We start from the raw sequence: 15,156 nt of genomic DNA on the forward strand, positions 1-15,156 counted from the left end.
CTGCCTGTGTCTTATTACCTAAGTATTGATAAGGCATAGCACTGAGGAATCCCCTAATGATTTTGATAAAAATCATAAATTTAAGGTAGATGCACATCTTGTCATGTGATCAAATGGTTCTGAGAAAAATCAATAACCAGACAACAAGATGTGCGAACTCGATATTTTACACGACTCTCTTTACCAATTCTGCCCTGAATTGCACTTAAAACGACTCAACAGTTTAACGCTGGCTTGCCACGCATTACTTGAATGTAAAACGCTCACTCTTACCGAACTTGGTCGTAACCTGCCAACGAAAGCCAGAACAAAACATAACATCAAACGAATCGACAGATTGTTAGGTAATCGTCACTTGCACAAAGAGCGACTCGCTGTATACCGTTGGCATGCCAGCTTTATCTGTTCAGGTAATTCGATGCCCATTGTTCTTGTTGACTGGTCTGATATTCGTGAGCAAAAACGGCTTATGGTATTGCGGGCTTCGGTGGCACTACATGGTCGTTCTATTACTCTTTATGAGAAAGCCTTTCCGCTTTCAGAGCAATGTTCAAAGAAGGCTCATGACCAATTTCTAGCCGACCTTGCAAGCATTCTACCGAGTAACACTACACCGCTCATTGTCAGTGATGCTGGCTTTAAAGTGCCATGGTATAAATCCGTTGAAAAGCTAGGTTGGTACTGGTTAAGTCGAGTCAGAGGGAAAGTGCAATATGCAGATTTAGGTGCGGAAAACTGGCAACCTATCAGCAACTTACATAGCATATCCTCAAGTCGCTCAAAGACTTTAGGCTATAAGAGGTTGACTAAGAGCAACCCAATTTCATGTCAAATTGCACTGTATAAATCACGTCCTAAAGGCCGAAAAAATCAGCGTTCGACACGGACTAATTGTCATCATCCGTCACCTAAAATCTACTCCGCTTCGACAAAAGAACCATGGGTTTTAGCGACTAACTTGCCCGTTGAAATCCGAACACCAAAGCAACTTGTTAGGCTCTACTCGAAGCGTATGCAAATTGAAGAAACCTTCCGAGACTTGAAAAGCCCAGCCTACGGTTTAGGCCTCCGTCATAGCCGAACTAGCAGCTCAGAGCGCTTTGATATCATGCTGCTAATCGCCCTAATGCTTCAACTGACATTTTGGCTTGCTGGAGTTCATGGTCAGAAACAAGGTTGGGATAAGCACTTCCAAGCTAACACTGTCAAAAATCGAAATGTACTCTCAACAGTGCGCTTAGGGATGGAAGTTTTGCGGCATTCTGGCTACACAATAACGAGGGAAGACTTGCTCGCGGCTGCAACCCTGCTTGCTCAAAATCTATTCAAACATGGTTGTGCTTTGGGGAAATTATGAGGGGATCCCTCAGGGCATAGCAGGGCTTAACCAACGACCCGCATGCTGAATATCCTTCGGCTTCATACCTTGTTTGGCAAGCTCCTCGACTGCACCCACTCGTAGCGACTGACCAGAAAATGGGACGTCCGAATTAAGCATTTCACTGGCTGAACGCAAAATTCTGAAGATTGACGAATCGTTTAGTGGCTCAAACCCAATATTTTCGTGGCGATCGATCGCAGAGAAAACAAATTTCCCGTGTTGACCGCGTACCGACAGCCATTTTCGGACAATCGCAGTGGATTCCGGATTAAGCCAATAGCGAGAACCATCGAGTTCGATCGTAATTTCCTCGCCGGACAAATCTAACTGTTCAAAACACAAATCTCTGAGATCTTTCCGCTTCATCAACGAATAATACATCACATGATAAATGGCCAAATTACGCCAATCACGCATTGAACTTGAGCGGCTCAACTGAGTGGTGAGTTCAGCAAGTTGTTGCGCCCCAAACGAATGTGTTTGCTGATGGTCACCTTTTTTATTTATGCGTATCGATGCCAAAGCTTGCTGTACTTGTTGATTTTGCGTTGGGTCAGGCAAAGAAAGCAATTTGTGCACGAGCGATATAGTGACAGCGTAACGCTTGACGGTTGCGTATTTCTTTTCTTTTGCTACTTTCTCGATGTATTGCCGAGTTGCGGTGGTTGAAGCGGGTAGAGGTGTGACCAATTTCAGCTGGCAAAACTCGACAAACAGATTCCAATCTTTTGTCATCGCAAGTAACGAACTACGAGCATATACACCGGCTGTAATCTCGTTTACTTGTTCGTAGGTGACTGAGTGAGCAAATTGGGCTGTAAAATCTTGCAATTTCTTGGGCTCAGTGATTTTTGGAATAGTTTTTTGCAACGAAACGCACCTTAACGACAGGAATGCTATAAATATACTTGCCTAACAGTGATTTACAATTATTATTAATCACAAGACCAATAGATAAGACTAAAACCATGGCTGTTGCGACATACCGAGGCTTCGAAATGAAGACCGTTGGTTCAACTACTGATATTTGGCAAGTTCGAATCAAAAATACAATTTTACAAGGCAGTACCGTTGCACTGAAAAAAAGTATCGATTGGTTCTGTGATACCGCAACCATCATCGATCCAAAAGAGTTTACTTCACTGGCCACCACGCGTGAAAATCAAGGAAAGGCAGTGCAAGAGAACTTCTTTGGCTATATTATTAAGAGCGATACCGGTGAACCGAATTCCTGGTACTGCTTTTTTAATGGAAAGCTAATTAAGGGCGGCAAGTTAGCCATTCAAAAACACATTGAAGGTTACTTGATTGCTAAAAAGAAAGCTGAGCAACAAAAGAAATAGTCATGACATTAGTATACTCAACAGAAACCGGTCGTATTAAACCAGAAGAAGAAAAAGTTGTTCGTCCCAAAGGCGACGGCATCGTACGCATTCAAAAGCAAACTAAAGGCCGCAAAGGTAAAGGCGTGAGCATTATCACCGGTTTAGATATGGATGACGTGCAGCTAAAACTGTTAGCCGCAGAACTTAAGAAAGTTTGTGGTTGCGGTGGCGCGGTTAAAGATGGTGATATTGAGATTCAAGGTGACGCTCGTGAGAAAATCAAAGCGCACTTAGAGAAAAAAGGCCATACCGTTAAATTAGCCGGCGGCTAATCGTCGGCTTACGTAACGCAATAATCAGTTAGATAATCTATGATTAAATAACTGATTATTAAGTATTTTATGGTAAATCACGCTTATGTTAAACCAAGCGTAATAATCCTAGATACAACAACAGAAGAATAGAGCGCACAGATTGATGCGCTTTATGTTGAAGGATTATATTTAACATAAGATACATAATGCGCACTGAGCTAGGGCTTCTTTAGGGGTGTAAAACACTAATGCTAATGCGCCGCTAGCCATTGATATGCTTGATAATCCTAACCCGTAAACGACCTGCACAAGAATATCATTTTTTGTGTGTGCCACACGTAAAATGGATAAACAGAAATATCTAGCTTGAATTCCCGGCTTGATTGCTGATTTTGTTTGAGCATTCGCTCTTCTTTTTACGCAAATACTTGATATGCTTTCGTATCTAACACACAAAGGTAAGCTAAATGGATCTTAATGTTATCCTAATCGCAGTTGTTGTTGTTTTCGTTTTGGTTGTTATTGGACGATTTTCAAGAATAACGAATAGCAAACCGAACAAAAGCACCACAACAACCGACTATCTATACCAATCTAGAAATACCCTAGTCACCAAATCTGAACTGGCCTTTTATCGAGCGCTGGCCGTCTCGGTAAAAAACCGTCACCTAATTTTTTCCAAAGTACGCATTGCTGACGTGTTAAGCCCAAAGAAAGGTGAATATGATAAAAGCAATTGGCGGAGAGCGTTCAATCAAATCGCTTGTAAGCACTATGACTTTGTTCTGTGTGATCCTGAAACATTAGATATTCACATGGTGATTGAGCTAGACGACTCTAGCCATGAAAGAAGTGACAGAAAGAAACGTGATGTGTTTGTTGATGCTGCAACTGCGTCGGCTGGCATTACATTTAAGCGCTTTAAGGTTCAAAAATGTTATGACTATTTTGAATTAGAAAATGAACTGTATGGAATGACTCCAGCAGAAACTACGAAATCTGGACGAGTACTAGAGCAGCAATCATAACCTGATCTCCGCAATGGCTTACGGCGGAGTTACAATAAACGAGGTTGAATATTCAATGCAGTCTTCTTTTACTAACTTGGGTTTGATCTAATGAACGATATGCTACGTCGCCGATGTCAGCAGGATCGGCGATCATAAGTTGCTCACCAAGATTAAAGGCTGCAACAATGATGGCTTTGGATTGTAGTTGCAGTAATTGGTAGGTTTCTAGAGCGTGTTCGAACTGTTCAAACTCAAAGCCTTTATCAGGTGTCGCGGCCCAAAACGTTTCCGTTGTTAGTTGGCCTTCTTTGAATGAATGCAAGAAATCACCACATTTAGGATTATGGATAAGCCAGCCATAAAAACTTGCCGAACTTGGCAGCTTCATCGCAATGCGTAATTGTTCTATATCTGGTTTTGTCATATTACCATTCCTAAAGTGCCCACGTACGTCACTAGGTTAAAACGATACCATACTAATCAACGTAACGTGACCTTAGTTTAAAACCTCATGTTAAATTTCGCCTCATCGCTAATCTACTACGCCTTTCAGATCGATAGTCCACGAACAGTTTTGCTCATAAATTAGTTACGGCGTCACCACTAATTCCTGTATCTATTCTCCTACCTCAACATTAGACAGCATAATAATGTGACAAGATAACGCATCAGTGAATATCACTGCCATTTCTAAAGTAAAATTAACCAATAGATATGAGTTGTAATTTTATTACAGCTTCAACCTTTGGAATATACGCGCAGGATAAAGCACTACTGCAAGTTACTGTAAATTAAGTGTTAATGGCATTTGGCGCTAATTATATTGCAAATATAACAGCGCCACATTTAACTACTTTCCAATTGTGTCACTTTTGTTGAGGAGCTTGAATTAGCGCGGTGTGTGCAGTATTGAGATGCGGTTATCGTTATAGTGCACTAGGGTCTAAATGACAGGCGTAAAAAAAGGCAGTCTCCTGCCCTATTCTTTTACTGCTGGTTTTCAGCATCTTTTTTCGCATTCTCGCGAATTTGCGTTGCGACCATCTTAATCGCTTCTGCGGTGCTAATGCCCTGCGTCATTAGCTTTTGAATTTCTTCCACCGCTTTTTGCTGTTCTTCGTGGCTTAGGCTTAAATCATCAAACATAAAAAAGGCTCCTAATTTTAGGAGCCGACTATATTATGATTTCGTGGCGATTACTAGTAACTCGTCAGGAAGTTTACGTACGCACCCATTGAGTTTTCATTCGTGTAACTCGCACCAATATCCATTTGGAAAAGATTCAATGGTGACAAGCCAATACCTGCTGTTACCGTTCCGTCGAGATCATCATAAGCTAAGTTTTTCTTCCAACCGGCACGCAGTTTAAGTTGGCGAAGAATATCAATCTCACCACCTACGCGAATCATCTGAGTATTGTCATCAAAGGTTTTATAGCGCTCTTCTTCCTTTAGATCGTAATCAACACTTAGTGTAAAGTAATCAGCAACGATGCCCGCCCCAACAGTATACTGCGGTGACATTTCATAGGCGTAGGAAATTGGAGTACCACCATGCACTGAGCTGATCGTTTGAGTTTGAATATCACGTGAGATCAAGTTAGTTGCGGCGATACCAGCTCTGAAAGGGCCATGAAACCATACAAAACCAGCATCCATATTAAACATGGTTTCGCCTTGTCCATTTTTCCTTAAATCTGCTAGATCATAAGTTTGGAGGCTTGCCTCATATACATAGGTATAAACGCGTTGCATTTTTGGTGTCACACCAAAAGCGATATGTTGGCCCATAAAGGTTTGATATTTTGCTAAAGATATACCCGCTTCGGCTACGCCAACACTCACGGCACGGACTGTACTGTTTTGTAGCCTTGTGTAAGCATCACCACCTGTAGCAATTTCTGCAGTTGCGTATGATTCAGTATAAAGTTTGGCAAAAGCGTTTGCTGCTATAAAACGGTTTGGGATAGCGAACGCGGCTACACCTCCAACATCTACCTTGAGGTTATCACCTTGTAATTGATCTATTGCTTTTTGTGCATTTGCAGCATTGCCCGTGTTAATTACGTTTTCTGCAAACTCTAAATCATCAACGATAGTGCCAGTATCGGTATAGTTAAAACCTATACTTGGCGTAATCATACCCACGTCATCGTTGCGACGGTAAATGGCAGTTAAGGCCGGGTTATAAAAAGGAGCCGTTAGAAAGTTAGCCGAAACAACGCCAACACCGCCCATTGCGTCGCCGCGTGCTTCAACGGCATAGTTCGCAGCGTAACTGCTGCTTGCTGCAACAGCTAAGGTAAGAGGTAATAATTTAAATGCGGTTTTCATATCGATATTTTTCGTTGTGACCGTTGGACTTATATCGACACATTGTCTCTTATCTTTAATTATTCCTCTACAGAAACATCATACGTTTTACTGATAATTTGCGCTTGTTCAACCATTATCTTACCTTGCCAACGTCGATGAATCATTGAAACCGCTAATACGTAACGCCCTGATTCAATTTGATCCATCGGTAGCGAGGTTGGATAGTCAGATTCATAGTTGCCACTCCAAACTTGGTTATACGTTCCATCGACATAATCGTATAGGGCCGTGTTCAATTTCGGTAATGGACAATTGGTATTAAGCAGCGCGTGTTTTTCCACTTCCCAGTGATCTTTTGATGACCAACGAACCGTCATATCAGCTTGTGGATCACCGAGAACGAGCCACGAACTCCAAGATTCGTTGTCTTTGGTCACCACATCAATTCGATATAAACCCATCGGCAGTTTGTTGTTGATGTTGTAACGTTTCGAGTACGTCACCATCCCTGATTCGTTATTCTCTCGCACAATATCAAGGGTGTTATCGCTAGAGATCGATTTGTCGACCCAGCGCATTAAACTGATATCAGTAATCTCTCGCTGAGTTTGCACCTCAACGGTAGCGCGAAATGCATCTCGCCCTGGGCTTTGAATTTCAGTTCGCTTAACAACAATCCCTTTTAACCAATCGGGTAAGGTTTTATCGTCAAGGCTTTTACCACAATCCACTTCTAACGATTGTAACAGTAAATCGTTAAGATGAGGTTTCAACGTAATGTTGTCTTCTAGCTGCCACACTTCAACCAGCGATGAGAACATGGCATTCAGATCACCGTTAAGGAGATGTTTGTGTGTTTGAGTTAGTGGTGAATTGCTGTCAAACCACGTTACACCGTCAGCAGAAAGAGGAGCACTGATCAGTGCTCCCATCATCAATATGGATTTTGGTATCATGCTTTCATCTTGTAACCAACACCACGAAGCGTTTCGATCTCAAGACCTGGTAGCTTCTGACGTAACTGCAATACGTGGGTATCGACAGTTCGTGTTGTCGGGAAATGGTTGTAGCCCCATACGTGATCAAGAAGTTCATCACGCGTAAATACACGCCCAAGGTTGCTCGCCAAAAACAGCAGCAAATCAAACTCAGTCCGGGTAAGAGTGACTTGTAGATCGTTGAAGAATACCTCACGGGTACTCTTATCAATCAATAAATTATCTGTTTTAACTTTGTTATCATCCTGCTCTTGACCATCTGGAGCGCGAAGTTGAGCTCGAATACGCGCGAACAGTTCAGCTTCTGCGAACGGTTTTGTTAGATAGTCATTTGCGCCGGAATCTAGGCCTGCAACTTTGTCTTTCACTGTCACCAGCGCGGTAAGTAAAATCACGGGGATTTCTTTGATCGCTTTCCACTGTCCCAAATGAGATACAGAATCGCCATCCGGCAGTTGACGATCGAGAATCACAAGATCGGATTTCGCCCAATACTGTTCGACATCTGCAATTGTTTCGGCATGGAAGCACTCGTAACCGGCTTGTTCTAAGCTGACGAGTAAGCCGTCAGCAAGGTTTTTGTCGTCTTCAACGAGAAGCAGTGTCTGTTTCACAAGGTATCTCCAATATAAACGTTGTCGGTGGACCAATGAGATTCATCTTTCCTCCCATGCGCCCCACCATAGAGTCAACGATAGTTAAGCCCAAGCCTAGACCACTCTTACTAACGAAAGGTTTACGAACCTGACGCCAATCTTTCTGTGTTAAGAGCCCTTGGTCTATCACGCTGAACGTAATTTTATTTTTGGATGTTTTTACATCCAACTTAATCGGTTTAACTCCATATTTAACCGCGTTTCGAATCAGATTGTCGATGCACGTACCTAACCAGTAAACATTCAGTTTGGCGGCCACATCATGATCGATGGCAAAATCGATCGGTGCTTTAAACTCTTCTTCAATCTTAAATTCTAACCACTCGGCGACAGATGGTACCCATTCTGAGGCCAGTGGTTTGTTATCAGACTGCAAATAATCTTTACTTGCTTCTGCTAATTGGCGCAATCTTCGAGAATCTTCGCATAATCGACGAAACTCGTCATAAACGGATTCTGGAAGATGTTCAAATTCACGTCGGAAGCCTTCCACTGTCAATGATAGACTGGCGATTGGTGTACGCAATTCATGGGTAAGAATTTGCAATACCAGCATACGACTTTGCATATCACGTCGCTTGGTGTTCCAGCGGTATATCGACCAACCAATAACCAGTAAAATATTGGCTATTACCAACGCAACCATGCTGATCCTTAAAATATCAGCATGATCTTCCACATCCCAGCAGATGTTACCACGTTGGACAAAACAGGTCGCGGACGCAGTTCCGTTGGATAAACTTAACCCCGCTCGTGTGACATTTTTGCTCCATACCGATTCAGGATAAATATAGTAGCTGTCGTTTTTCCTTAGCCACAAATCATCTTCTTCGATAAACATACTGGCACCGGAAATCAGCGCGATTATGGTGTCTTCACTCATTCGTTGTAGACGACCGAGCAATGTTTTTTCTGCCGCAAATGGTCGCTCTTTGATGTGCATATATTGCTCGAGCGTTTCCACCTCTTGAGGGTGAGTGACAATGTAACGATTCGCGTACGTTCCCCCGCCTGGATGAATAAGCCCGCTGCGCGCAAACCATGTTGGGCTTAATGCATTGTTTTTACACATTGCACGCGTAAAGACTAATGGTTCCGTGACCAAAGGGCTTAGCGGCAATTTTCCAGTACAAGTCACCGACAGTTGATAAAGTCGCTGAATATCGCGCAATGGATAACTTGATGTTTGCGGTAGCATCGACTGCGGAGTAATCAGCCGAGTTGGGTAGTCTGACTGCAAAACTCGAATGTCGTAGGACACCGATGCTTCTGATGTTTTGAATAAATTAACAAATTTATCAATACGTTCAGGTAAAGAGTCAGCACTGGCACTCCAAGAAAGCGCACTCAATGTCATTAACAGCGATTTGATGATGGTATGTTTCAAAGCAAAAACTTATTAAATCAACTATTTACCACTACAATGCCTGATTATGGCAAAAATTGACATTGAAAATGTAATATTCGTGTCAATTATGCAATAGATGAACAGGTTGCGGGCAACGAATAACGGAGGGTTCTTCAACATCAGCAGACATAGTGATCGATCTTGTAATAATTAACAACATCAACCACCCTCCTCTCTTAACGTATTGACCAACAAAGCAGTTATACGACAAAATTCAGCCAAGAAAAAGGCCAGCTAATTGCTGGCCTTCGTAGTATTGGCATAAAGCTTATAGTGCTTTAGCAATCGCGTCTACACTCTCTTTCGCATCCCCAAATAGCATTTGAGTATTTTCTTTAAAGAACAGTGGGTTTTGTACACCAGCGTAACCAGTATTCATTGAACGCTTGAATACGATAACGTCTTTCGCATTCCAAACTTCTAATACTGGCATGCCTGCGATTGGGCTGTTTGGATCTTCTAACGCAGCTGGGTTAACCGTGTCGTTAGCACCAATAACCAAAACAACATCCGTTTGTGGGAAGTCGTCATTGATTTCATCCATCTCTAATACAATGTCGTATGGTACTTTCGCTTCTGCAAGTAACACGTTCATGTGGCCAGGTAGACGACCCGCTACAGGGTGAATACCAAAGCGCACTTCAACACCTTGGGCGCGAAGTTTCTCTGTAATTTCATGAACTGGGTATTGAGCTTGCGCAACTGCCATACCGTACCCCGGAGTGATGATCACTGATTTTGCATTTTTCAGCATATCAGCCACATCTTCCGCGTTGGTTTCACGGTGCTCACCATATTCTTCATCACTTGAGATAACGACTTCTTGACCGAAGCCACCAGCGATAACACTGATGAATGAACGGTTCATTGCTTTACACATGATGTAAGAAAGGATCGCACCTGACGAACCGACCAATGCACCTGTTACGATCAGAAGATCGTTCGCTAGCATGAAACCTGCCGCTGCCGCTGCCCAACCTGAGTAAGAGTTCAGCATTGATACCACAACTGGCATATCGGCTCCGCCGATGGAAGCCACAAGGTGGTAACCAAATACGAATGCGATTAACGTCATGACGATCAGCGCAAACATGCTGCCATCCGCTTTAACGAAGTAGATCATCAACAATGTTGAAACGACGATCGCTGCCAAGTTCATTTTGTGCTTGTGCGGTAGGTTTAGTGCTGAGGATGAAATCACACCACGCAGTTTACCAAACGCAACAATTGAACCTGTAAACGTCACTGCACCGATAAATACGCCCAAGAACACTTCCACAAGATGGATAACGTGCTCAGCATGCGTTGCAACCAAACTTGTTGGTGGCTCTAAGTAGCTGTTGTAACCTACTAGAACGGCCGCCATACCAACAAAGCTATGTAGGATCGCAACCAATTCTGGCATTTCAGTCATCTCTACTTTTTTAGCGTAGAAAATACCGATGCTACCACCCACTGCCATTGCAATGATCACCCATACTGTGCCATTTGCTTCTGGGTTAAAGATCGTTGCGATCAAAGCGATCGTCATACCAGCAATACCGTAGTAGTTACCGGCGCGAGCTGATTCTTGCTTTGATAGCCCCGCAAGGCTCATGATAAAGAATAAGGCAGCAACAATGTAAGCTGCTTGTACTAGTCCTGCAGACATTCCTTGTAACTCCTATTAGTTCTTACGGAACATTTCAAGCATGCGCTTGGTAACGGTAAATCCGCCAAAGATGTTGATACTGGCAATCAGTACCGCAATGAATGACAAGAATGTCACCACACCATTGCCTTGACCGATTTGTAGTAGCGCACCCACAACAATAATGCCTGAGATTGCGTTTGTTACTGACATCAATGGAGTATGTAGCGAGTGGCTAACGTTCCATACAACGTAGTAACCCACTACACATGCCAATACGAATACAGTGAAGTGTGCAAGGAACGCCGCTGGCGCAACCGAGGCAATCCATCCAAATGCCGCTAAAGCAACACCTAAACCAATCACTTTTTTAACTGGAGAGACCGGTTCGTCCACTTTCTTCTGTGGTGCAGCAGCCGCTTTTGGTTTTTGCTCAGGTTGTGCAGAGACTTGAATAGGTGGCGCTGGCCACGTCACTTCACCTTCTTTAACAACCGTCACACCACGTAGAACGACATCGTCAAAATCGATGTCAATGTTGCCGTCTTTCTCTTTGCAAAGCAGCTTCATTAGGTTAACAAGGTTGGTTGAATACAACTGAGAAGATTGCGTAGGTAAACGGCCAACCATATCGGTATAACCGACCACTTTTACACCATTCGCCGTGGTGATCACCTGATCCGCGACCGTGTATTCACAGTTACCGCCGTTTGCCGCAGCAAGGTCAACGATCACACTGCCCGCTTTCATGTTATCGACCATTTCTTTAGTGATTAGCTTTGGCGCTGGGCGGCCTGGGATAAGTGCGGTCGTGACGATAATATCAACATCTTTTGCTTGCTCGGCGTAAAGCTCTGCTGCTTTTTTGTTGAAGTCATCTGACATTTCTTTGGCGTAACCATCACCTGAACCTGAGTTTTCTTGAAAATCGACTTCCAAGAATTCAGCGCCCATTGATTGCACTTGTTCTTTTACTTCCGGACGAACATCGAATGCACGAACGATTGCACCAAGGCTGCCTGCTGCGCCGATAGCCGCAAGACCTGCAACACCTGCACCAGCAACCAATACTTTCGCTGGTGGCACTTTACCCGCGGCGGTAATCTGACCGGTAAAGAAACGGCCGAACTCATGCGCCGCTTCAACAACCGCACGGTAGCCTGCAATGTTTGCCATAGAAGATAATGCGTCGAGTGCTTGAGCACGCGAAATACGAGGAACGGCATCCATCGCCATCACATTGATGTTTTTACTTGAAAGCTTTTCCATAAGCTCAGCATTTTGTGCCGGCCAAATGAAACTGACTAAGGTTGAACCTTCTTGAAGAAGCGCGAATTCATCGACACCGTTGTCAGCATCAGCGATAGGAGCGTTTACTTTGAAGATGATGTCTGACGACCAAGCTTCTTCTGTAGAAACGACTTTAGCTCCCGCTGTTTCAAAAGCGACGTTATCAAAACTTGCTAACGCCCCTGCTTGCGATTCAACAACCACGTCGAATCCCAGTTTTATTAGCTGCTCAACCGATTTCGGCGATGCAGCAACTCGCGTTTCGCCAGCGAGTATTTCTTTTGGCACACCAATTTGCATAGCTATTCCTTGACTATTGGCACAATGATTATTCTGTTTTTATCTAACGGATGTATGAAATTCAAGCTTTTTGTAATAAAAAAACAAAATTTCATTACATATAACCGAAAGTGATGGCCTATTTTGCAATTTTGCGTGTAATGAAACAACACCATTCAACCTGAACAGAGGTCAAACCAGGTCGCAAAAATGGACAAAAAAACAGTTACTTACTTTTGTGACACAAAAAAAGAACCATCAGCATAGCGGCTAATGGTTCTTCAAGGTATGACATCTATCAAGTACGGGGAGATCTAATCGAAAATATTAGTACCCATTTGATCAATAAACATTTGCGCTTTTTTCAACATGAATTCATCGGCATCCGCTCGGCTAGACAAAACATCGGAACGAATAAAACGATGCGTCTTTAATTCACCATCGATCTCTTTCTCGATTTTACCTGCAATGCGAAACTGCCCACCTTCAGCGATTGCTTGCTGATAGATGAAAAAGCCTTTGTATTCTATCGGTTCAACTACAGGCTCTGCCTTTGCTGTTTTTTTACCGAATAAGCGAGAAAATAACCCCACTTTGACTCCTTGATTATCTACTTATTACTCTTAGTTTAACGGCACATTGCACACGATAGCAATTTGGTATGGAACGAGTGGTAAATACACCTTAATTGCGCGATTTTGTCGGTAACAATGGTTTCTCAAACCATTCGAGTTCAGCGTCTTCATCAAAACGATACTGGCTCGAAATAACCGGAAGATCATCTTGGCGTAACTTACGTCTGTCATCAACAATCATCGTTTTCGCAGCTTCGACAGCAACATGAGCATAGTTCTTAAGGATGACCAGACGATCTTCAGATAAGGTGGCGAGAAAATCGATGTCGTGACGTATATATACTGGCCGTAATTGATTTAATGACAAACACGCTAAATCGGCTAACTGGTCGTTATCAAAATGTTCGGTGTACTCTGGTTGGGCTAAAACTTGCCCTACCAACGTTTCCATGTAATTGTGTACATCTACACTGATCTGCATACACATTGCCCCCGTAAACAAACTGCTTAATTTACATCTGTATCATATAAAAATGCTTTAAAACCAAATTAATAGCAATAACCTAGTTACTCAAACTTTAGCTTAGCTCATCAATTTGTGCGCGAATCTTCGCAATTGTTTACGCTCTTACGCATTTTTCACTGATTAATTAGCCAAAATACTTGGAATATCATCAGATAACGTTATCCTTGTTGATTGTTGTTAACATTGCATCTTTCATGATAAAGGCCTAGTACATGTCGTTTTCTTTGGTCACGTCAAATTGGTTCCGATTTGCGTTTCCGCTGTTGCTGTTACTAATGATTGCCGTTGGCATGAATAATGTTTCTGCTTTAATCCAAGCTAACGAGACGGTCAGCACAAATCTCCCATACATTCTATTTATCGCGACAATTGCCTTAAGTCACGCATTCAAACAAAGTCGTTGTGCTATGGTGGCGACGGCATTGTTGGTTTCCTATTGGATTATCCAAACTCGTTTACAAAGCCCTTTATCGACAGGTACCACGCTTTTAGAGATTTCCTTATTGGCGTTATTGCAACCTATCGCCTGTATGATGATCTATCTGTTCAAAGACACTAGTGTAAGAAGCCGTGGTTTTTTGATTTACCTTGGTGTTTTAGGCTTATTCCTACTCTGGTGTGAGCTTATTCTGAGTCATTTTTATGCCGGCGGATTTAGCGATATCAGTGAAACATTCTTGTTTGTCATTCCTGAAATCTCTCGCCTACCGTTTGTCTTGGTTTTATACCTAGTCGCCATCTCTCTTTCGAGTGCCATTATCGTACTGAGACAAAACCGTATAATTGACGCGGCTATCTATTCCGCTATCTTGCTCACGTCCGTAACGTTTATCTTTTTCCATATCTCGTTCGTTTCCAGTGCCATGTATGTCATATCGGGCATTTTACTGTTGGTCTACCTCATCTCAGCCAGCTATGAACTTGCGTTTAATGATCGCTTAACCGGTATTCCTGGTCGCTTAGCACTAGAGTCGGATATGAAGCATTTAGGCCGTAAATTCTCTATTGCGATGCTCGATATCGATCACTTTAAATCCTTCAATGATACTTATGGTCATGATACTGGTGATGATGTATTGAAGTTAGTGGCAACCAAACTTGGTGAAGTGGGCGGAAACGCCCGTGTTTATCGCTACGGCGGCGAAGAGTTTACGGTTCTATTCAAAGGAAAGATGGTGGATGATGCGTGGGATTATTTGGAATCGCTACGCATCAGCATTGAAGAGTATGAATTGGTCTTGAGGAACCGCCCGACCCGTCCTAAAGATAACAAAGAAGGTCATAAAAAACGCGGTGGTAAAAAAGAAAAAGATACCGTATCTCTAACTATTAGCATTGGCGTCGCCGACAGTACAGAACACCGAGACACAAAGAAGGTGCTTAAATCAGCCGACCAAGCGCTTTACAAAGCCAAGAAAGGCGGCCGAAACTGTGTTAAAGCCGCATAAA

At 42.9% G+C, this 15,156-nt stretch carries 16 protein-coding genes; 5 read left to right on the plus strand and 11 right to left on the minus strand.

Annotation, left to right across the window (positions count from 1 at the left end):
- The first annotated feature begins 148 nt into the window (after positions 1-148).
- Positions 149-1,357, plus strand: coding sequence for an IS4 family transposase (locus tag RJD38_RS19565; protein WP_032073033.1), 1,209 nt, complete (start codon positions 149-151; stop codon positions 1,355-1,357).
- A 9-nt stretch (positions 1,358-1,366) separates the two neighbouring features.
- Here RJD38_RS19565 and RJD38_RS19570 read toward each other — a convergent pair whose 3' ends face one another.
- Positions 1,367-2,251, minus strand: a complete 885-nt coding sequence (locus tag RJD38_RS19570; RefSeq protein ID WP_367971471.1) for a tyrosine-type recombinase/integrase — start codon at positions 2,249-2,251, stop codon at positions 1,367-1,369.
- 98 nt (positions 2,252-2,349) lie between these two features.
- On the opposite strand from RJD38_RS19570, the gene RJD38_RS19575 reads away from it, so the two are divergent.
- The 3 genes from RJD38_RS19575 (at position 2,350) to RJD38_RS19590 (ending at position 4,048) form a co-directional block, all read left to right on the plus strand.
- Positions 2,350-2,724 carry a DUF3319 domain-containing protein gene (locus RJD38_RS19575; protein WP_065431740.1) on the plus strand — a complete coding sequence of 125 codons (375 nt, stop codon included), beginning with the start codon at positions 2,350-2,352 and terminating at the stop codon, positions 2,722-2,724.
- A gap of 2 nt (positions 2,725-2,726) precedes the next feature.
- On the plus strand, positions 2,727-3,038 hold the full coding sequence (yciH, locus tag RJD38_RS19580) for a stress response translation initiation inhibitor YciH (protein ID WP_005595571.1): 312 nt from the start codon (positions 2,727-2,729) through the stop codon (positions 3,036-3,038).
- 449 nt (positions 3,039-3,487) lie between these two features.
- On the plus strand, positions 3,488-4,048 hold the full coding sequence (locus tag RJD38_RS19590; protein WP_065546255.1) for a DUF2726 domain-containing protein: 561 nt from the start codon (positions 3,488-3,490) through the stop codon (positions 4,046-4,048).
- Positions 4,049-4,100: 52 nt separating this feature from the next.
- On the opposite strand, the gene RJD38_RS19595 is transcribed toward RJD38_RS19590, so the two are convergent.
- The 10 genes from RJD38_RS19595 to RJD38_RS19640 all read right to left on the minus strand — a co-directional run bounded on the left by RJD38_RS19595 (position 4,101) and on the right by RJD38_RS19640 (position 13,662).
- On the minus strand, positions 4,101-4,454 hold the full coding sequence (locus RJD38_RS19595; RefSeq protein WP_065546256.1) for a hypothetical protein: 354 nt from the start codon (positions 4,452-4,454) through the stop codon (positions 4,101-4,103).
- Between the two features lie 563 nt (positions 4,455-5,017).
- Complete coding sequence (locus tag RJD38_RS19600; RefSeq protein ID WP_005599740.1) at positions 5,018-5,176, minus strand: YoaH family protein; 159 nt, start codon at positions 5,174-5,176, stop codon at positions 5,018-5,020.
- 53 nt (positions 5,177-5,229) lie between these two features.
- Complete coding sequence (locus tag RJD38_RS19605) at positions 5,230-6,363, minus strand: conjugal transfer protein TraF (RefSeq protein ID WP_065546257.1); 1,134 nt, start codon at positions 6,361-6,363, stop codon at positions 5,230-5,232.
- A gap of 59 nt (positions 6,364-6,422) precedes the next feature.
- Positions 6,423-7,301 (minus strand): DUF2861 family protein, encoded by an 879-nt coding sequence (locus RJD38_RS19610; protein ID WP_065546258.1) that lies wholly within the window; start codon positions 7,299-7,301, stop codon positions 6,423-6,425.
- Positions 7,298-7,957 (minus strand): response regulator transcription factor VxrB, encoded by a 660-nt coding sequence (gene vxrB / locus RJD38_RS19615; protein WP_065546259.1) that lies wholly within the window; start codon positions 7,955-7,957, stop codon positions 7,298-7,300. The genes RJD38_RS19610 and vxrB overlap by 4 nt, the downstream gene beginning before the upstream one ends.
- Positions 7,932-9,356 (minus strand): sensor histidine kinase VxrA, encoded by a 1,425-nt coding sequence (gene vxrA / locus RJD38_RS19620; protein WP_065546260.1) that lies wholly within the window; start codon positions 9,354-9,356, stop codon positions 7,932-7,934. The genes vxrB and vxrA overlap by 26 nt, the downstream gene beginning before the upstream one ends.
- Before the next feature lie 319 nt (positions 9,357-9,675).
- Positions 9,676-11,058, minus strand: a complete 1,383-nt coding sequence (pntB, locus tag RJD38_RS19625) for a Re/Si-specific NAD(P)(+) transhydrogenase subunit beta (RefSeq protein ID WP_009384327.1) — start codon at positions 11,056-11,058, stop codon at positions 9,676-9,678.
- Positions 11,059-11,073: 15 nt separating this feature from the next.
- The gene (locus RJD38_RS19630; RefSeq protein WP_065546261.1) at positions 11,074-12,627 is read right to left on the minus strand and encodes a Re/Si-specific NAD(P)(+) transhydrogenase subunit alpha; all 1,554 of its coding nucleotides are present in this window, start codon (positions 12,625-12,627) and stop codon (positions 11,074-11,076) included.
- Positions 12,628-12,920: 293 nt separating this feature from the next.
- Positions 12,921-13,199 carry an HlyU family transcriptional regulator gene (locus tag RJD38_RS19635; protein WP_005598308.1) on the minus strand — a complete coding sequence of 93 codons (279 nt, stop codon included), beginning with the start codon at positions 13,197-13,199 and terminating at the stop codon, positions 12,921-12,923.
- A 91-nt stretch (positions 13,200-13,290) separates the two neighbouring features.
- Positions 13,291-13,662, minus strand: a complete 372-nt coding sequence (locus tag RJD38_RS19640; protein WP_040758007.1) for a late competence development ComFB family protein — start codon at positions 13,660-13,662, stop codon at positions 13,291-13,293.
- A gap of 257 nt (positions 13,663-13,919) precedes the next feature.
- On the opposite strand from RJD38_RS19640, the gene RJD38_RS19645 reads away from it, so the two are divergent.
- Positions 13,920-15,155: a GGDEF domain-containing protein gene (locus tag RJD38_RS19645; protein ID WP_065546262.1), complete on the plus strand. Its 1,236-nt coding sequence runs from the start codon at positions 13,920-13,922 to the stop codon at positions 15,153-15,155.
- The last annotated feature ends 1 nt before the right edge of the window (position 15,156 follow it).

The sequence above is a fragment of the Vibrio scophthalmi genome, assembly GCF_040869025.1.
Classification (GTDB): domain Bacteria; phylum Pseudomonadota; class Gammaproteobacteria; order Enterobacterales; family Vibrionaceae; genus Vibrio; species Vibrio scophthalmi.